General features: G+C 65.6%; 24 protein-coding genes. 10 read left to right on the forward strand and 14 right to left on the reverse strand.

Annotated elements, in window-relative coordinates; genetic code table 11:
* Window positions 1-3 precede the first annotated feature (3 nt).
* The 4 genes from VB716_RS10295 to VB716_RS10310 all read right to left on the reverse strand — a co-directional run bounded on the left by VB716_RS10295 (window position 4) and on the right by VB716_RS10310 (window position 3,751).
* Window positions 4-1,263, reverse strand: coding sequence for a mechanosensitive ion channel family protein (locus tag VB716_RS10295; protein ID WP_323270392.1), 1,260 nt, complete (start codon window positions 1,261-1,263; stop codon window positions 4-6).
* Window positions 1,260-2,594: an extracellular solute-binding protein gene (locus tag VB716_RS10300; protein WP_323270393.1), complete on the reverse strand. Its 1,335-nt coding sequence runs from the start codon at window positions 2,592-2,594 to the stop codon at window positions 1,260-1,262. The genes VB716_RS10295 and VB716_RS10300 overlap by 4 nt, the downstream gene beginning before the upstream one ends.
* A 63-nt stretch (window positions 2,595-2,657) precedes the next feature.
* A complete protein-coding gene (locus VB716_RS10305; RefSeq protein WP_323270394.1) occupies window positions 2,658-3,491 on the reverse strand; it encodes a methyltransferase domain-containing protein in 834 nt (277 codons plus the stop codon).
* Between the two features lie 5 nt (window positions 3,492-3,496).
* The gene (locus tag VB716_RS10310; protein WP_197158187.1) at window positions 3,497-3,751 is read right to left on the reverse strand and encodes a hypothetical protein; all 255 of its coding nucleotides are present in this window, start codon (window positions 3,749-3,751) and stop codon (window positions 3,497-3,499) included.
* Window positions 3,752-3,820: 69 nt separating this feature from the next.
* Here VB716_RS10310 and VB716_RS10315 point away from each other — a divergent pair, with 69 nt between their 5' ends.
* The 3 genes from VB716_RS10315 (at window position 3,821) to VB716_RS10325 (ending at window position 7,960) form a co-directional block, all read left to right on the forward strand.
* On the forward strand, window positions 3,821-4,339 hold the full coding sequence (locus tag VB716_RS10315; RefSeq protein ID WP_322758049.1) for a protein phosphatase: 519 nt from the start codon (window positions 3,821-3,823) through the stop codon (window positions 4,337-4,339).
* Window positions 4,330-5,004 carry a 2OG-Fe(II) oxygenase gene (locus tag VB716_RS10320; protein WP_197158183.1) on the forward strand — a complete coding sequence of 225 codons (675 nt, stop codon included), beginning with the start codon at window positions 4,330-4,332 and terminating at the stop codon, window positions 5,002-5,004. The genes VB716_RS10315 and VB716_RS10320 overlap by 10 nt, the downstream gene beginning before the upstream one ends.
* Window positions 5,005-5,080: 76 nt before the next feature.
* Window positions 5,081-7,960: a valine--tRNA ligase gene (locus VB716_RS10325; protein ID WP_323270395.1), complete on the forward strand. Its 2,880-nt coding sequence runs from the start codon at window positions 5,081-5,083 to the stop codon at window positions 7,958-7,960.
* 37 nt (window positions 7,961-7,997) lie between these two features.
* On the opposite strand, the gene VB716_RS10330 is transcribed toward VB716_RS10325, so the two are convergent.
* Entirely contained in the window at window positions 7,998-8,546 is a 549-nt protein-coding gene (locus tag VB716_RS10330; protein ID WP_323270396.1) for an N-acetyltransferase, read from the reverse strand.
* A 100-nt stretch (window positions 8,547-8,646) separates the two neighbouring features.
* A complete protein-coding gene (locus VB716_RS10335) occupies window positions 8,647-9,081 on the reverse strand; it encodes a hypothetical protein (protein ID WP_323248870.1) in 435 nt (144 codons plus the stop codon).
* Window positions 9,082-9,123: 42 nt separating this feature from the next.
* On the opposite strand from VB716_RS10335, the gene VB716_RS10340 reads away from it, so the two are divergent.
* From VB716_RS10340 to VB716_RS10350, 3 genes are read left to right on the forward strand one after another with little or no spacing between them, the layout of a single operon-like run.
* Entirely contained in the window at window positions 9,124-9,246 is a 123-nt protein-coding gene (locus VB716_RS10340) for a hypothetical protein (protein ID WP_323248868.1), read from the forward strand.
* A gap of 40 nt (window positions 9,247-9,286) precedes the next feature.
* Window positions 9,287-9,574, forward strand: coding sequence for a hypothetical protein (locus VB716_RS10345; RefSeq protein WP_322758044.1), 288 nt, complete (start codon window positions 9,287-9,289; stop codon window positions 9,572-9,574).
* Between the two features lie 42 nt (window positions 9,575-9,616).
* The gene (locus VB716_RS10350) at window positions 9,617-10,207 is read left to right on the forward strand and encodes a molybdopterin dinucleotide binding domain-containing protein (protein WP_322758043.1); all 591 of its coding nucleotides are present in this window, start codon (window positions 9,617-9,619) and stop codon (window positions 10,205-10,207) included.
* On the opposite strand, the gene VB716_RS10355 is transcribed toward VB716_RS10350, so the two are convergent.
* From VB716_RS10355 to VB716_RS10390, 8 genes are all read right to left on the reverse strand, one after another.
* On the reverse strand, window positions 10,119-10,595 hold the full coding sequence (locus tag VB716_RS10355; RefSeq protein WP_322758042.1) for a hypothetical protein: 477 nt from the start codon (window positions 10,593-10,595) through the stop codon (window positions 10,119-10,121). The two genes, VB716_RS10350 and VB716_RS10355, sit on opposite strands and share 89 nt — an antisense overlap.
* 48 nt (window positions 10,596-10,643) lie before the next feature.
* Window positions 10,644-11,072, reverse strand: coding sequence for a hypothetical protein (locus VB716_RS10360; protein ID WP_323270397.1), 429 nt, complete (start codon window positions 11,070-11,072; stop codon window positions 10,644-10,646).
* A 331-nt stretch (window positions 11,073-11,403) separates the two neighbouring features.
* Window positions 11,404-11,670: a hypothetical protein gene (locus tag VB716_RS10365; RefSeq protein WP_197158174.1), complete on the reverse strand. Its 267-nt coding sequence runs from the start codon at window positions 11,668-11,670 to the stop codon at window positions 11,404-11,406.
* A 235-nt stretch (window positions 11,671-11,905) separates the two neighbouring features.
* A complete protein-coding gene (locus tag VB716_RS10370; protein ID WP_323270398.1) occupies window positions 11,906-12,385 on the reverse strand; it encodes a hypothetical protein in 480 nt (159 codons plus the stop codon).
* 194 nt (window positions 12,386-12,579) lie between these two features.
* Complete coding sequence (gene mscL, locus VB716_RS10375; protein WP_197158170.1) at window positions 12,580-12,960, reverse strand: large conductance mechanosensitive channel protein MscL; 381 nt, start codon at window positions 12,958-12,960, stop codon at window positions 12,580-12,582.
* Window positions 12,961-13,037: 77 nt separating this feature from the next.
* Window positions 13,038-13,442 (reverse strand): hypothetical protein, encoded by a 405-nt coding sequence (locus VB716_RS10380; protein ID WP_323270399.1) that lies wholly within the window; start codon window positions 13,440-13,442, stop codon window positions 13,038-13,040.
* Window positions 13,384-13,638, reverse strand: a complete 255-nt coding sequence (locus VB716_RS17465; protein WP_416238101.1) for a transposase — start codon at window positions 13,636-13,638, stop codon at window positions 13,384-13,386. The genes VB716_RS10380 and VB716_RS17465 overlap by 59 nt, the downstream gene beginning before the upstream one ends.
* A gap of 467 nt (window positions 13,639-14,105) precedes the next feature.
* A complete protein-coding gene (locus VB716_RS10390) occupies window positions 14,106-14,756 on the reverse strand; it encodes a DoxX family protein (protein ID WP_231598096.1) in 651 nt (216 codons plus the stop codon).
* A gap of 168 nt (window positions 14,757-14,924) precedes the next feature.
* Between VB716_RS10390 and VB716_RS10395 the strand changes: the two genes are divergently transcribed.
* The 4 genes from VB716_RS10395 to VB716_RS10410 all read left to right on the forward strand — a co-directional run bounded on the left by VB716_RS10395 (window position 14,925) and on the right by VB716_RS10410 (window position 17,333).
* A complete protein-coding gene (locus VB716_RS10395) occupies window positions 14,925-15,188 on the forward strand; it encodes a hypothetical protein (protein WP_322758036.1) in 264 nt (87 codons plus the stop codon).
* 89 nt (window positions 15,189-15,277) lie between these two features.
* Window positions 15,278-16,000: a lysophospholipid acyltransferase family protein gene (locus tag VB716_RS10400; protein ID WP_322758035.1), complete on the forward strand. Its 723-nt coding sequence runs from the start codon at window positions 15,278-15,280 to the stop codon at window positions 15,998-16,000.
* A gap of 13 nt (window positions 16,001-16,013) precedes the next feature.
* A complete protein-coding gene (locus VB716_RS10405; RefSeq protein ID WP_323270400.1) occupies window positions 16,014-16,856 on the forward strand; it encodes an alpha/beta hydrolase in 843 nt (280 codons plus the stop codon).
* A 108-nt stretch (window positions 16,857-16,964) separates the two neighbouring features.
* A complete protein-coding gene (locus VB716_RS10410; RefSeq protein ID WP_323270401.1) occupies window positions 16,965-17,333 on the forward strand; it encodes a MarC family protein in 369 nt (122 codons plus the stop codon).
* Window positions 17,334-17,455 lie beyond the last annotated feature (122 nt).

Below are 17,455 nucleotides of genomic sequence, written 5' to 3' on the forward strand. Positions count from 1 at the left end.
ACCCTATCGATCAGGCGCTGAGGGAGGAACGGACACGGGACTGGGCGCCTCGATGGTCTTGACGACCCTCTGGGGGAAGGGAATCTCGATGCCCGCCGCGTCAAAAGCCTTCCAGACCGCCATATTCACCTCGCTGCAGATCGACACGTTGTCCATCGGATTGGCGATCCAGAAACGCAGGGCGTAATCGATCGACGATTCGCCATAAGCCAGCACCAGCGCCTTGGGCGGCGGCGAGGGCAACACACGCGCCTGGGCACGGGCCGTGGCCTCCAGCAGCGCCACCACCTGCTCGGGATCATGGCGATAGGCCGCTCCCACACTGACCTGGGAGCGCCGCATCCGATCGCTGCCGGTGTAGGTCGTGGTGGTACTGGTGAAGAAGGTCTGGTTGGGGATGACCAGCTCGGCGTTGTCGCGGTCGCGCCAGAGCACCGCCGCCCGCAGACCGAGGCTACGCACCTCGCAGGGATCCCCATCGATGAACAGCACTGCACCGGGCCGCACCGACCCCTCGAACAGCAGCCAGAGGCCGCTGACGAAATTGGAGAACACCTCCTTGATGCCGAAGCCCAGCCCCACCGAGAGCCCGCCGGCGATCGCCAGGATCGCCGTGGCGTTGAGCCCGAGATGGCTGCAGACCCAGACCACGCCGATCGCCACCACGAGGTAGCGGAACAGCAACTGCACGGCACGGCGACTGCCCTCATCGATCTCGAGCACCTTCTTGACCAACAGGGCCAGGGCCGCAGCCAGAGGGCCTGAGCCCACCACCACCAGATAGAGGATCACCAGCGCCAGAAACAGCCTGCTCAGATCCAGCGGCACTCCGAACCAGGTGCCGACTGAGATCAGCGCCAGGTCGTCGAGGGTGTCGAGTTGGTCGATCAGGGCTATCCCCGCCAGCAGCAGAAAAGCCGGACGAATCAGACGACTCTGCAGCTGATGCAGGAGTCCGGAGGGGAGCACCTTCGTCAGCAGGAGCTGCAGCAGATCCAGCCCGAACCAGGCTGCACGCAGCTGCAGCAGAAGCAGGGCCAACCCGTAGGGCTGACCAGCCCAGGCCAGCAGGCCAGTTCCCAGACCGATCAGAGCCAGGGTGAGGGGCAGAAGCAGAGGAACCAGAGGAGAGCGGCGGCGCAACCGCCTTCGCAACAGATGCAGCCCCACCAGGGGCAGGAGCACCAGCAACATCTGGCCCAGCACGGAGGGCCGCTCGAGATAACCGAACCAGCCGAAGAAATCCTGCAGCAACTGCATCATCGGCTGGCCTGGAGGGAAGGCAAAGGCCGGAGATCGCGGATCAGGGCCTCGGTGGCCGCCTCAGGGCTGAGGGCACCGAACACCAGCTGCACCAGGGTCTGGGCCAGCGCCTCCTGACGGGGATCGCCTGCATGGAGCAGATCCAGCAGCGGCTCGGTGGCATTCGATTGGCGCTGGGATTCCACCAGCGCCTCCAGGGTCGAGGAGCTGCTCACCGGTGGCGGTACGAACCGGTTCACCGGCAGCAGGGAGAAGGTGCCGATCGTCATGCTGCGCTGAATCAGGGGATTGATCGCAAAGCTCGCCATCGCCTTGGCAATCCGGCGCTGATCCGGGCTGGAGCCCTTGCCGAGCACCATCACCCGCTCCCGCGAAATCGGGGTGGGCTCACCGCCGGGGCCGGATGGCATGGTCGCGACCCCCAGCCGCGGACCCAGCTGGCGCTGGAGGGTCGAGAAGTTGGTGCTGCTGCAGCTGATCCAGTCGAGCCGGTCGTGGAGGAAGTCGTCCAGCACCTGCCCCTGATCGGCATAGAAGGTGACCCGCTGCTGCAGGCTGGCGGACTGCAACCAGCGCAGCCAGCCCAGCAACCGCTGGCGCAGCTCCGGCTGGAGTGGTTTGCCCCGCATCACCGTCACGAGAGCCTGATTGGCGCCGAGGGCACCGGCCGTCCAATAGATGTTGATCGGATTGGTGGCCAGCCCCACCCGCAGGCCCTCTGCACTGGCCTGCAGCAGCTCCTCGAGAGTGGCTGGACTGGTCTTCAGCTTGCTGCGGTTGAAGCAGATCACCTCTGGGAAATACAAGAGAGGCACGCCGCTCAGCCGCCCATTCGGCAGTCGCAGGCGAGCAAGGGATGCCGGATGGAACTGCTGCTGTTCCTGCGCCGTCAGCTGCACAGAGTCGGAGAGGCCCATCGCATGCAGATCACCGGCGATCAGTCCACTGGCCACCAGCAGGTCAGGACCGAGACCGCTGCGCACCCTGGCTTTCAGTTTCGGGATGACGCTGTCACTGCGGAACAACTGCACCTGCACCGTCACGCCGGGATGAACGGTGCGGAATGCATTGGTGAGACTTTGTACCCGTTTGTTCAGATCCCCATAGGCCTCAGGGTTGAGGATGCGGTCCGGGTCGATCACGATTCCCATGTAGAGGGTGCCCCTCAGGGGCGGACCGGACACCGACTCCAGGCTCTCCAGGGCCATGCCCTGCAGCTTCGAGCGCAGCGCAGGGCTGGCGGAATCGGCATCCCTGCCGAGCCACTGCACCGCGCTCTTCAGCGACCAGCCCCCGATCACCAGCAGCAACAACGCCAGGGGCAGGGCCACAGGGGAATGGTGCCGGAGCCACAGCTGCAAGCGTCGCTTCTGCCAAGGCCGCTCAGCCATCCGTCAGGTGCCCACCCGCGTGGCCCGCAGTTCGAGCACCGTGGGCCCGACCCAGTAGCTACCGGGATCGGAGCGTGCCGCCGCCATTTCCGCCACCGCCTCCTCGGCATCGGCCTCACTCCAGCGGCCCTGGCGGATCAGCTCCTCGCCGTAGAGGCTCACGAACCGCTCCATCCATTGAGACCAGCCATCGCCGCCACGTCCCAGCACCGGCAGGGGCCGCAGATCGTCGATGCGGAAGCCACGGCTCACCAACAGGGCCGGCAGGCGCCGGTTGACATCCTCATCGCCACCGGCCTCGCGGAAGCTGGCCCGCACGGCCCTGCCGAAGCGGTCCACGGCCTCGCCATAGGGATGAAGGGCGAACGTGTCCCAGTGCATGTATTCATGGGCCACGAAGCGGCCGCCCGGCCTCAGCCCCTCCCCGACCAGGGCCAGAAAGGGTTCCAGCCGGGGGAGGAACATGGCCAGCCAGCGGCTCCAGGCCAGATCGAAGCTGCCGGCCTCCCGCTTCCAGTCGAACGGGCCATCGCCGGCGAGATCGTGGCGGCGCACCTCCAGCTGCCCGAGGTTGGCGGCAGCCGCCGCCGCACGGGCGTGGTCCACGTAGGTGTCGCTGTGCTCCAGCGCCAGCACCCGCCCTTTCGCCCCCACCGCCCGGGCAAGCTCCACACTGCAGAAGCCCGGTCCAGCTCCCAGATCGAGCACCCGTTGACCCGGTGCCAGCTGGGCCCGCTCCCAGGCCGCCTGGGCCAGGGGCAACCAGACCTCATGCTGCAGGCGCAGCCGCTCCCGCTCGGGTGGCTCGGTTCCGAGCACGTAGGCGCCTGAGGCCACGCGGGTCAGTCCTCGGGGTAGAGCAGCGAGGCCAGTTCGTCGGGATCGACGTCATAGACGCGGGCGAGGGTGGTTTCGATGGCGCTGGTCACCACATCGGGCAGGAAGCGCATCGCATTCAGGGCATCGTCGGCGATGTCCTCGGTGAGCAGGGGCTCACCACCGAGCTTCTCGTCGTTGATGACGGCCATCACCCAGCTCTGGTAGGCGGTCACCAGATCGGCGAACTCGAGCTCCGGGTCGTTGAGATCCAGGGGCATCAGGCGTCTCCAGGGACGTTGCCTCTGCAGTTTGCCCGCTGGCGGCGACCTTGGCGGGAGGATGGGCCGATGGCTTCCGATTCCCAGGCCTCAGCTGCGGCGCTGCAGGCCACCCTGTTCGACTTCGCCATCGCCGAACTGGTGCGTCAGCACCGCCAGAGCTTTGCGCCCCTCTGGACCCGCGACAGCTGGGCGAAGCTGCTGATCTGGCTGGCGCTCAACTGCGGCTCCGGCCGCGAGCGCGATGACCTGGAGGCCTTCGCTGCCGCCCTGGGGCCGGTGCTCACCCGCCGGATGCGGCGCCTGTTCTTCGAGCGGGAGCTGGAGGATCTCGGTCTGCAGGTGATGGCGGATCCGGCCGAGCAGCAGGTGCTGGTGCTGCCCCTGACGGGCGAGGGGCCGGTGGATCAGCAGCTGGCGGCAGCGGCCCTGGAGCAGCTGGGCCTGAGAGAGCGGGTGGTGGAGCCGGAGCGCTGGCAGGCCCTGGAGGCCGTGCTGGCGGTGCCCTGGGCCCAGAATGGGAACGGACACGCCGCCGGCAGCGCGGTCGGCACGGACGGCACGGCTGGAGAAGGCCCATGCGCCTGATCGCCTCTTACCGGAATGCCGGATACGAAGCCCTCGCCGATGGGGTGATCGCCTTCTTCGATCGCCGCCCCGACCTGCACCGCCGCGGTGTGGCCTTCTCCTCAGGTGGCGCAGAGGGTCGGAGCGCAGAAGGGCAGGGCGCGGCAGCGGCCGGCGGCGACCAGGAGCCCGACAAGATCTCCACCGACATCAGCCTGGTGGCCATCGACCGCAGCGATCCGGAGGCCTTTGCCCTGGCGGAGGTGATCGTGCGCGGCGTGACCGCCGGTCTGAACCAGTACCTGAAAGAGCGTCCCTTGCTGCGCCAGTGCTGCCCGGAGCAGGCCCTGTTCGTCAACCCGATCTTCAACCTGCAGCGCTACGCCCCCGGGGAAGGCTTCAGGAGCTGGCACTGCGACTGGACCCTGAGCGAGGAGGCCACCGAGCCGAATCGCCGCGTGCTCGCCTGGATCCTCTATGGCAACAGCCTGCCGGAGGGGGGCACCGAGTTCCACTGGCAGGAGCACCACGAGGAGGCCGAGCGGGGCAAGCTCGTGATCTTTCCGGCCGGGCTCTCCCACATTCACCGGGGGCGGGTGAGTCACACCCACACCAAAACGATCGCCACCGGCTGGATCAATGCGGGTCGGCTCGAGGATTACCTGGCGAGGCTCGCGACAGGCTGAGCTGGGGCGCCGCCGAAGCAAGCGCAGGGACAGGGTCGCTTTGAGACCATGGGACCACCGCCGGTGCACCGTTTCCATGGCCGAGGCCGCCCTGCCCAAGACCTACGACCCGGCCGGCACCGAAGCCCGCTGGCAGGCGGCCTGGGAAGCGGCCGGTGCCTTCCACCCCGATCCGAACGCACCGGGTGAGCCCTTCTCGGTAGTCATTCCGCCGCCGAACGTGACCGGCAGCCTGCACATGGGCCACGGCTTCGAGACGGCCCTGATCGACACGATCGTGCGTTTCCAGCGCCTGCGCGGCAAGAACGTGTTGTGTCTGCCCGGCACCGACCACGCTTCGATCGCGGTGCAGTCGATCCTGGAGAAGCAGATCAAGGCCGAGGGCGGCAGCAAGGATGACCTGGGCCGCGACGCCTTCCTCGAGCGCGCCTGGAGCTGGAAGGACGAGAGCGGCGGCACGATCGTGGGTCAGCTGCGGCGGCTGGGCTATTCGGTGGACTGGAAGCGGGAGCGCTTCACCCTCGATCCCGGTCTCAACAAAGCCGTGGTGGAGGCCTTCGTGCGCCTGCACGAGCAGGGGCTGATCTACCGGGGTGAGTACCTGGTGAACTGGTGCCCAGCCTCGGGATCGGCGGTGAGCGATCTGGAGGTGGAGATGAAGGAGCTCGACGGGCACCTCTGGCACTTCCGCTATCCGCTCACGGCTGGCGCCAAGGGTTCAGCCGCCCATGGCAGCGAGAACGGTGCCGACAGCGTCGATCACCTGGTGGTCGCCACCACCCGCCCCGAAACCCTGCTGGGCGACACCGGCGTGGCGGTGCACCCCACCGACCCCCGCTACGCCGCCCTGGTGGGCCAGACGATCACCCTGCCGCTGGTGGGCCGAGAGATTCCGATCGTGGCCGATGAGCACGTCGATCCCGCCTTCGGCACCGGCTGCGTCAAGGTGACCCCCGCCCACGACCCCAACGACTTCGCCATCGGCTGCCGCCATGGCCTGCCGCTGATCACGGTGATGGCGAAGGACGGCACCATGAACGCCGCCGCCGGCCGCTTCGCCGGGCTGGATCGCTTCGAGGCACGCCAGGCGGTGGTGGCCGCCATGGAGGCCGAAGGCTTCCTGGTGAAGGTGGAACCCCACCGCCACAGCGTGCCGTTCTCGGATCGGGGCAAGGTGCCGGTGGAGCCGCTGCTCTCCACCCAGTGGTTCGCACGAGCCGAGCCGCTGGCGGCCCGCTGCCGCGAGGCCCTTGATCGCGGTGAGCCCCGCTTCGTGCCCCAGCGCTGGGAGAAGGTCTACCGCGACTGGCTCACCGACATCCGCGACTGGTGCATCAGCCGCCAGCTCTGGTGGGGCCACCGCATCCCCGCCTGGTTCGTGGTGAGCGAGACCGGCGGCGTGATCACCGACGCCACCCCCTACGTGGTGGCGCGCGATGCGGCCGAAGCCCAGGCCAAAGCGGAGACCCAGTTCGGTGAAGCCAGCCGGGCGGCCGGGCGGGAGCTGCAGCTGGAGCAGGACCCCGACGTGCTCGACACCTGGTTCTCCAGCGGCCTCTGGCCCTTCTCCACCCTGGGCTGGCCCGATGAAAGCAGCGCCGATCTGGCCACCTGGTATCCCACCAGCGTGCTGGTGACCGGCTTCGACATCATCTTTTTCTGGGTGGCGCGGATGACGATGCTCTCCGGCGCCTTTCTGCAGGAGGGCGAGGTACCGGTCGGCGGCCGCGACACCTGGATCCCCTTCCGTGACGTGATGATTCACGGCCTGGTGCGGGATGAAAACAACCGCAAGATGAGCAAGAGCGCCGGCAACGGCATCGACCCCCTGCCCCTGATCGAGCGCTACGGCGCCGACGCTCTGCGCTTCGCCCTGGTGCGCGAAGTGGCCGGCGCCGGCCAGGACATCCGCCTCGACTACGACCGCAAGGACGGCAGCTCCGCCACGGTGGAGGCGGCGCGCAACTTCGCCAACAAGCTCTGGAACGCCACCCGCTTCGCCCTGATGAATCTCGGGGGGGAGACCCCCGCCAGCCTCGGCAATCCCGATCCGGCTGCGCTGACCCTGGCGGACCGCTGGATCCTCTCGCGCCTGGCGCGGGTGAACCGCGAAACGGCCGAGCGCTACGGCAGCTACGGCCTCGGGGAAGCCGCCAAGGGGCTCTACGAGTTCGCCTGGAACGAGGTGTGCGACTGGACGATCGAGCTGCTCAAGCGGCGGCTCAATCCCCGCCCTGCCAGCGAGGCCTGCACCCCGGGCGAGCCGCTCAGCGCCGCAGCCCTGGCCGATCAGCGTGTGGCCCGCCAGGTGCTCGCCAAGGTGCTGACGGAGCTGCTGGTGCTGCTGCATCCGCTGATGCCCCACCTCAGCGAGGAGCTCTGGCACGGGCTCACCGGCGCACCCGAGGGCACCTTCCTGGCCCTGCAGCCCTGGCCCGCCGTGGACGAGGCCGCCCTTGACGCCTCCCTGGAAGCCCAGTTCGCCGAACTGATCGAGGCGATCCGGGTGGTGCGCAACCTGCGGGCCGTGGCCGGCCTCAAGCCCTCCCAACCGGCGCCGGTGGTGTTCGTCACCGGACGGCCGGAGCTGGCGGCGGTGCTGAACGCAGCCAGCGGCGACATCACCGCCCTCACCCGCGCCGCCTCCGTGGAGGTGCGCGATCCAGCTGCCTCAACCCAGGCTGCGGCGAGCGAACGCTGCCTCGCCGCCGTGAGCGGCGAACTGCAGGTGCTGCTGCCGATCGAGGGCCTGGTGGATCTCGATGCCCTGCGCGGCCGCCTCGAGAAGGACATCGCCAAGGCCGAGAAGGAGATCAAGGGCCTGGCCAGCCGCCTCGCCAATCCCAACTTCGCCGGCAAGGCTCCCCCGGAGGTGGTGGCGGAGTGCCGCGCCAACCTGGCCGAAGCCGAAGCTCAGGCGACGCTGGCCCGGGGGCGACTGGAAGGGCTGGGCTGAGCCCAGCCGCCTCTGGACACCGCCTGGGGGCAGGGCATCACCAGTACACCGGATCCCGGAAGGGCTCCACGCAGGTGGGGCGCTCCGGGATGGCGGGAATGCCCTCTGCCGTGAGCGAACGGCCGAGCCATCCCTCCGGCCGAGAGAGCTGCAGCGGCGGCTGGATCACCTCCTGCGCCAGAGGCCTGAATCCCGCTTGTCCATAGAAGGCGGGGTCGCCGTAGGTGAGCACCGCCGCCAGCGAGCGGCGCCTGAGCTCCTGCAGACCGTGATGGATCAGCCCCAGGCCGATGCCTTGGCGCTGATGGGCCGTGCTCACCGCCAACGGAGCGAGCAGGTCGATACGAATCTGATGCTGCGCAAAGTGCAGGCGGGTGAAGAAGAGGCAGCCCAGCAGGGAGCCTGCCTGCTGGGCCCCGAAGGCGATCACCTCCTGATCGTCGATCAGGGCGGACAGTGCAGAGGCAAGCCGGCCCACCAGCAAGCCTTCCTGCGCACCTTCGGAGGCTGTGAACACCTCGGTGAAGAGCTGGCTCACCGCTTCCCGGCAGTCTTTGCCGAGAAGGCTGACCTCCCATTCCTGCATGGCGCGCTGGGCGCCTCGAGGAGGCCGCGGCTGCTCAGGGTCCGGCAGGGAGGCGGATTGCATTCCATGCGGCGGCATGCAAGAACCAGGGCCAGCGTCTTCAGTTGCCGAGCACGCTCAGGTCCTGCACCTTGCCGGAATTCGACACCAGGCAGCGCCACTTCTCATTGGTGGAGCCGCCGCGCACGCCGATCGCGTTGATGATCACCTCCGAGTTGGCCTGGGAGAACTCGCTGCGCACCACCTTGAGGTTGCGCACCTTGCCGGCGTATTGCGTGTTGATCGCCGTCATGCAGGCTGATTTGGCCGCTTCGCTCACCGAGCTGGAACTGCTGCTGCGCGGGGCGGAGGGAACCACGGAGAGATCTTCCACCTTGCCGCTGTTCGACACCAGGCACCTCCAGGTTTCGTTCTCGCTGGTACCCCGCACGCCGATGGCTTTCACCATCACTTCGGAATTGGCCTGGGAGAACTCGCTGCGCACCACCTTGAGGTTGCGCACCTTGCCAGCGTATTGCGTGTTGATCGCCGTCATGCAGGCTGATGTGGCGGCGCTGGGCACTTCCGCCGTCCACGCATGGGGCGCGGAGAGGGCAAGGCCCAGCCCGGCAAGGAGGGCAACGCGGAGACCGACGTTCATGCCGACAACGACAGCAAGGGTTCAACTTACCCGGAGGGAGGAGGACCAGAGGCCCTCTGAATCCGTTGATTCATGGTTTCCTCGGAATCCTCCAGCGGGCGTGCTGACCGATCACAACCCTGCCGGCATAGCCACTGCACCCCCCGGCCACACCCGGCATGGCAGCCGATCCAACCGCAGCTCAGCCGGCCGCCGCCCCTCCGGAGCCCGGCTCTGGCAGACCCTCACCCACAAAAGTGCCTTCCTGTCGTGCGCCTGGGGCACCGGCGGCCAGAACGGCGGCTTCCGCGATGAACTGGGGGAACCGCTGCAGCGCTGCCTCAAGAGCGTGGAGGCGATCGGCGCCGAACTGCAACCGGCGGTGCCCCGCGAGGTGGCGGCCAGCTGATCAGCGAGGTGGAGTTCCTGGCGGAGCTGGCCCACCGCCGGAATGGCAGCGCTCCGATCGAATGGCGCCGCCAGCCGGCGCGAGTTCGAGGTGACCGGCCGGGTGTTCCACGAGCCGCGCTTCCCAACCCCCAGCGGCCGCGCCCAGCTCGCCGTCACGCCCCTGCCCGACCTCACCCTGCCGGGCCCGGAGCACTTCGGCGGCCTGGCGGAAGGCGAGCGGGGCCTGGTGCTCAGCCTGATCACCGCCCGCAGCTACGGCCAGCACAACACCGTGGTGTACAAGACCGGCGACCAGTACCGCGGCATGCCGCACCGCCACACTCTGCTGATCAATCTCGAGGATCTGGCCGCCAGCGGTCTGCGGGCCCATGAACGCGTCTTGGTGCAGGGCGAGGCCGGCGCCCTGGAGGGGATCGAGCTGATCCCCGGCTCGATCCGCCGCGGCGCGGGGCTGATGTTCTACCCCGAGGCCAATGTGCTGATGCGGCCGCACAAGGATCCCGAGAGCGGCACGCCGGCGTTCAAGCGGGTGCCGGTGCTGGTTAAAGGTTGCGCTGCTTCACACCCCAGCCCCCGAAGTACAGAACAGCCCTGTAGTAGAGCCAGGCCAGAGGAAAGCGCCGCTCCTTGAGCATGTCGTAGAACTGGCGATCGATCTCCCGCTTGGGAATCGGAACATCCTCGAGATACTGATAGAACGCATCGTGAACCAGGGAGGCGTGATAGGTGAGCGACTTCCCGGTCTCAATGTCGATGTGTCCGTCTGGCGTGCCCAGAATGAAGAGGCCGAGCACACTGAACTTGGGCGTGCAGCCATCCCAGGCGTAGCCGGTGGCATTGGCCTTGATCGTAACTGTTCCATCCGGCTCCAGCCGCAGCCATTCGGCGTGAAACGTTTTACCCCGATGGATGCTCTGGAATACGAAGTCTTCCCGGATCTTGTAGATCCAGGGATAGAGCCTCTCGCGGCCCGGGAATCGATCACGTGGGGCCGGACAGCCGAGAGCGGATGGTTCCATCGTGGTCTGGGGAGCAGGCCTCCCTCCAGGGCGGGGCAGTGATGCTCTTTACCCTAGGGGGAACTGAGAAGATTCACCAAGGATCGAGATATCTGGATCTTCCTCAAAGATCATTCGAAGCCTTTCCTGCAGCCGGGCGATCTCGGTAGAAGATTCCTGCGCCCGAGCGCCAAACCAGGGCCATCGACTGGCGAGGGGCGTAAGCACGGTGACACAGAGATCAAGATCTTCCGAATCATCGATGGTTCTGCCGTAGATCCCAATCCCACAGACCCTTCCCAGGCCCAGGATCTCCACCCACCATCCCCAGTCCTCGCAGGTGAAGAACGGAACCGCATACCCCCGAGCCGTGAGCTGCGCCTGCAGATAGAGGGCACAGGCCTTGCCGTAGGTGCCTTCATTCACCAGCTCCTGATCCTCACCGGGGAGCATCCGCAGCCCGGCTGATCGGATGTGCAGGAAGGGCTGAGCATCCATGCGTGGTTTGCATTGCGCGAGTTCTCAGGTGCCGCACGGCAGAGATGGCCAGCCGGCCGGGGTGGACTGCCCTGCAAACCCAGCTCCCTCTGTGCCCGGCTGGCGACGAGGAGGGGCACCCTCGACAGGGCCTCAGGATTATCAAATACCTTAGCAATGATACTCATCGGAAGGCATTGAAACCTTGGTTCAGTCTGCCGGTGATGGGACCCGCTTCGGTGAGGTGCGTTCAGGCCAAACGGACCCCATCCCCCGAGCCCTGCGCATCCTGGGCCTGGCCGCAACGGTCGGGCCGATCGGCGAACACGCCCCTGGTATTGCCAACGAAAGATCAAAAACCAACGGCGCCACGGTGCTGACGCTCACCGCGAAGACCATTCGACGCCGAAACGCGCGGCATCAGAACGTCGGAAAGGAATCGATCGGCAGACTCCTTGGAATCCCAGATCGTCACGATCAGAACACCATCATCGGATTGACCGGCAAAATGATGGAGCTGCCCTTCCGGCAAGCCCTCACCGGGATGAACTGCGGCAATCTCGTCCCTGTACTCTTGCTCGCTGGCGCCAGGGAAGAAGTCAGACAGGATATAGGTCATCAAGACTCCAATTCTTGCTTGCATCGTCTTGCCTTTGGCTTGATTTGTCAAGCCAGGTGGCGCTTCTCCCGCTTCCGTTTACATCGGCCGGTGAAAGTTTCCTGTTGGCAGCCTTGCCCAGATTGACGCTTGACAAGAGGGCCTTGATCACAGTGATCTGTTCTGGCAGGCCAGGCCTGTGGATCGAGTACGGGTTGATCTGAATCTGAGCCTTTGGGCGGCGTCGGGTGCCGCCCTACAGCAACGACCCCTGATGGTCCATCGGCTCCAGCTGCGCTGGCTCGGCCCGCTCCTCCGCTTCACCCGCCTTCACCTCCAGGGCCTGCTCGATCACCCGGTCGGTGAGGGCATCGAAGTAGGCCGAGAGGGTCTGCTGCAGCTCCTGGAATTCCGGCCAGAGCGTCTCATTCACGAAGGGGCGGCTCAACCGCGCCATCACCGTGGTGCGCCGCTGGCCGCGATACCGGTAAGGCTGGATGCCGTAGCGCCGCAGCAGGGCCACGAACAGGTGCCGCGACCACTGGTCGGCCAGGGAAAATCGGAACTCCACCGGGGGCTCCTCGGCCGCCAGTTCCCGCAGACGGCCCTGGATGCGCTCGCGGGCCCGCTCGGCCGCCATCCGCTCGCCGTCTGTGCCAGGCCTGGAGAACAGGGCCTCGATCCGCCGCAGTTTTTGCACCAGCTGCTCTTCCGGACCGCCTGGTGGCGCGCTCACGGTTCGTGGACCGGAGGCAAAGCCTCGGCTGGCTCCTGAGGTGGTGGATCGCTCGCGGCGGCCGATGGTGGTCGACTCCCAGATTCAGCTCAGTCACCGTAGGTGCGTCCGAGGTGCGGTCGGCCCAGCTGAGCTCGCCTACGCGCGCAGTGATCTCGAGCTGGAGATCGAGCTGGTGGTTCTTGCGGCCGCCCCTACAGACCCTTCCTGTCCAAGGCATCGGCTAACCGGGTCACCGCCGAAGCCAGCTGGGCCTGAGTATCGGGAGGTGCCACCGCCTCCTCCTTGCGTTTGGTGGCCTCGATCGCCCGCACGATCAGGAACACCACGAAGGCGATCACCAGGAAGTTGATCAGCGCCACGATCACGGCGCCGGCCGGCCAGGCGTTGATCGAGTCGACCTGGGCAGCCTTGAGCGCGGGCTCCAGCAGGCTGGTCATCACCAGGCTCACAACTGCGTCGACCACCTTGCCGAAGGCGCCGCCGATCACCACCGCTACAGCAAGGTCAACCACATTGCCCTTGTTGATGAAGGCCTTGAAATCGGCAAGGAAACTGGAGCGACGCGGGGCCATCAGCCGAACATCCGGAGGACTCGCGACAACCTACCGGTCGGATGAACGGACAACCCTCTAGGGGGAACTCAGATGATTCACCATGAATCGTGACTTTCTGGATCGTCCTCAATGATCATTCGAACCAGTTCCTGCAGCCGTGCAATTTCGGGCGAAGAGTCCTGCGCCTGAGTGCCAAACCAGGGCCATCGACTGGTGGAGGGCAAATGCACGGTGACGCAGAGATCAAGATCGTCCGAATCATCGAGGGCCCTGCCGTAGATCCCAATCCCGCAGACCCTTCCCAGGCCCTGGATCTCCACCCACCATCCCCAGTCTTCGCAGGTGAAGAACGGAACCGCATACCCCTGAGCCGTGAGCTGCGCCTGCAGATAGAGGGCACAGGCCTTGCCGTAGGTGCCTTCGTTCACCAGCTCCTGATCCTCACCGGGGAGAATCCGCAGCCCGGCTGATCGGACGTGCAGGAAGGGCTGGGCATCCATGCGTGGTTTGGATTGCTCGAGTTCTCTGGTGCCGCACGGCAGAGATGGCCAGTCGGCCAGGGATCTGAATGAACAGGCCTTTGAGGGCATCAAGGTTGCGGCGCCGGACTTCACTGATGCGGCTGTGATCAGGTTGCTGATTACCGGTCAGCACGCGGAACGCCAGATCCTCGTAGCAGGCGTAAAGCAGCCGCATCGTCAACCGCTGCGCGGAAGCCTGCGGCTACATCCGCGGATCAAAGCCCTTCTCCCCGCGGGGATCCTTGGCCAGAGCGGGGATCAAGACCTGTGAGAGAGCCAGCGCATCGACTAGATCCAGCCGGAACTACACCCGGTGGTCATCCGGGAGCCAGTCACTCGGTGATGGCGGCAGCAAGGTGGTCTGCTCCGGCTGCCATGGACGGAAGAACCTGGGCTTCTGCACACCGTATTCTCTCGCCCGAATCCATTGCAGTCACTGGGATCTGGGCAGATTACGGGGCGTCTGTGAAGAGGCTGAGTGCGATCGTTCTCCAGCCGCTGTGGCGGCCTTGTTCCCCGATGAGGTGGCCATCGATGGGAGGCAGGCCCAGGTCGGGATGGGCAGCGCCCCGACTGAAGCTCCGCAGAGCGACACCGTTGCTTGGCCCTGCAGCCTGGCGCCGCCTCATCAGGCAAGGGCACTCAACCCCGGGGGCTGTGGGTCACGGGCACGGGAATCGCGAGCAGGTCGCCAACGTCGCCAGACGACACAGCCGAGTCGGAGGCAGCGACAACGCTCATGTCATCGAGCACTGCCGGGATGATGCCGGCATCAAAGGAGAAGCGGCCAGGGCCGTTGAACAGCAGCGCAAGGCTGCCGCCCAGGTACAGCAGCACCAGCTCGAGCACGTAGATGTTGAAGCCGGCGGTGGAGATGTGCTGGTAGGCCGCCACGGTCATCGTGCCGCTCAGGGCCAGGGCGCCGAGGGGTGTGAGAAGGCCGAGGATCACCAGCCAGCTGCCGATCAGCTCGGAGAAACCGGCGGCATAGGCGAAAAACAGCGGGAAGGGCAGGTGCAGCGAGGCCACATAGGTGTTGGCGAATTGCTGGGGATCGGCGAGCTTCTCCTGGCCGTGGTGAATCATCAGGGCGCCGATGGTGAGCCGCAGCAGCAGCAGACCGAAGGACGCCATGGGGCCGGGCCTCAGATAGGCCTTCACCGCGGGAGCCAGCGCCGTGAGCCGAGCCGGAGGGGCAAAGCTGGTGACGGGCTTGCCGAGGGCGACGAACCAGAGGGCGAAGCAGGCGGCCATGAAGGCCACGAAGAGCTCGAGCAGGGTGGACGTGGACACTGGGAGGAAACGTTTGCAAAAATCATGGCAAGCCTTATGAAGGAGCGTGAAGCGCCGGGTGCGCGGCCGGGCCAAGTCACAGCAGGCCATCCGAGCAACAGATCGGTGGCGGAGACCTCGCGGAGGTCCCGCCGAATCGCCAGGATGTAACAGATCCGTTACAAGCCGATGACCGCTGGCGAGCTGTTCCTCGAGAGCCTCAGTTCCGGGGTGATCACCCAGGCCGAGATCGACTGGCTGGTCAGCCAGCAGGGTCGCTTTTCGAGGTCCGAACAAGCGGCGATGCAGCGGCTGGGACGGCTGCTGGATCATGGGCAGATCCAACTGGGGTGCCGAATTGCACCGCACTGGCAAGGGAAACGGCAGGTGCTGCGCGAGTGGTTCGAGCCGCTGGGCCTGCGGCGCAGATCCTCCCTGCTCCGAACCACCTGACGGCAAGGCCAGCATCAGGTGGCGTCCTTCCAGCCAGGTGGAACCAGCCGCTTGCCCTTCACGTTGCTGAGACTGGAAAGATCGCAAGCATGCAACACCCCATCCCCTTGCAACTGTCACGCAGCCTGCTGGGTGCCGCAGGGATTTCAGCGTCATTGCACAATCTTGAGAGAATTCCCACCAGGAATCGATTACTCATTGTCAGCAACCACCGCAGTCTTTTTGATGCTCCCCTGCTGATGACGGCGATCAGTCGGCCGGTGCGGTTCGTCTATCACTATTACATGAGTCAAGTGCCGCTACTGCAGCAGGCAATGATGCTGATGGGTGCCTTCCCGCTCGAGACTGGTCAAGGAAGGCAGTCGTCATTCTTTCTGAAGTCAGCAAGGTTTTTGCAAGACAATCAGGTGGTAGGCGTGTTTCCCGAAGGCGCGGATCCGATGGTGAAGGTCAACGCCCCCCATCAGCTGAGCCCGTTCCACAGGGGTTTTGCCCATCTTGCCCTGAGGGCGCCGGTGGATGACCTGGCGATCCTGCCAGTGGCCATCGCTTCAAGGGATGAAAAGCAGGGAAAGCTTGCACCACTTGAATGGTTTCGGCGTTTCGATCCATCGGAAGCACTGTTTCAAGGTGATGGCTGGCATTCTGCGGTCGTCTATCGACATGTTGATATTTTCTTTGGCTATCCTCTGCTGATCGATAAGGGTTTGAGATCCCGTTATCGAGGCAGCAGCGGAGCCACTGTTGCCAGAGAAATCACCCAGGTCTGTTGGAGCCAGATTGCTGAATTCTTGGCTCACAGACGCTGCTGAGGCTCCCAGATCCATGATCACCACCTCCAAGGTTTTACGGCTGATCCCTTGCACGCCTGCAACACCATCTCGGCCATTATTTGTCTTTTTGCCGGGCATGGACGGCAGTGGCACCTTGCTGCAATCCCAGGTTGCCGGACTCAGCCCGCACTTTGACATCCGCAGTTTGTCCATTCCCCCAGACGACCGCACAGGATGGGGCGAACTGACCGAGCGGGTGGCCACTCTGATCAGGGTGGAGCAGCAACGGCATCCTGGCCACACGACCACAGTTTGTGGCGAATCGTTTGGAGGTTGTTTGGCGTTGAGCCTGATCTCGCGCTTTCCAGACCTGTGTGATCAGTTGATTCTGGTCAATCCCGCTTCATCTGCCCGGCGACAACCATGGATCAGTGCCTGCAGTTCGCTGACTCAGCTGTTGCCGGCACCGCTCTACCACCTCTCCACCCTCAGTCTCTGCAATCTTTTGATTGCATCCCACCGGGTCAGCAGGCCACGACGGCAGCGGCTGCTGGCTGCCATGCAGGCAGTCAGCCCCCAGAGTGCCGCCTGGCGATTGGCATTGCTCCGGCAATTTCGTCTGGAGGATCTTGCAATCGATCGCGTTCGTCAGCCTGTTCTGATCCTGGCCTCAGGAGCGGATCGCCTCCTCCCTTCCCAGCACGAGGCGTGGCGATTGGAACGCTGTCTTCCGAGGGCAACGACCCTGCTGCTTCCCGATAGCGGGCATGCGTGCCTGATAGAGAGTCAGGTCCATCTATCTGCCATCCTCAAGTCGCAGGCTCAGTGGTCTGATCGGATGTCACTCACCCGGGCGATGGGCGCGCCAGTCCAGCCTGCCGCAGTTCTCCGGTAGCCCCCGGCGGCCCTGGCGATGCCTGCAACCACGTTGCCGAGCTCAGGCGCATCGCCAAAACCCTGCTCACGGCCTGGCACCTGCAGTCCGATATGACGAGATCCTGCGGTGGGTCTGCTGGCGCTGAGTGACCCGGTGGGTCTGCTCAGCGTGGTGGGCCAGGCCGGTGCCGGAAGCGGGCCCCGACTACGGCGCCTCAGTCGTTTGGCGGTGCTCACCTATGGGGCTGTTCTGCTCGTGGCCTGCTGGTGGGGGCCGGGGCTGCTCGGCTTGTTCGGCATCAGCCTGCAGGCCTTCCGAATCGCTGGGGGGCTGATCCTGCTGCCCCTGGGGTTGAGGCTGCTGGAGGGTCAGCCGGTGTTGCAGGGAAGTGGCCTGGCAGACGATCCGGCAGCGGCGATTGTGCCGATCGGGGTGCCGTTGATGGCAGGTCCCGGCACCATCTCACTGGTGGTGGCGGAAGCCCCAGAGGCCTAGGAGCCTGTCGCGCATAGATCACCGCCCGCATGCTCCACAGACGCCCCTGAATCTGCCCAGATCTCAGTGGCTTCAATGGATCTGGTCGATAATATGGGGCATGAGCAAGCCCAAGACCTTCC

The organism is Synechococcus sp. CCY9201 (genome assembly GCF_034931105.1).
GTDB lineage: Bacteria > Cyanobacteriota > Cyanobacteriia > PCC-6307 > Cyanobiaceae > CBW1002.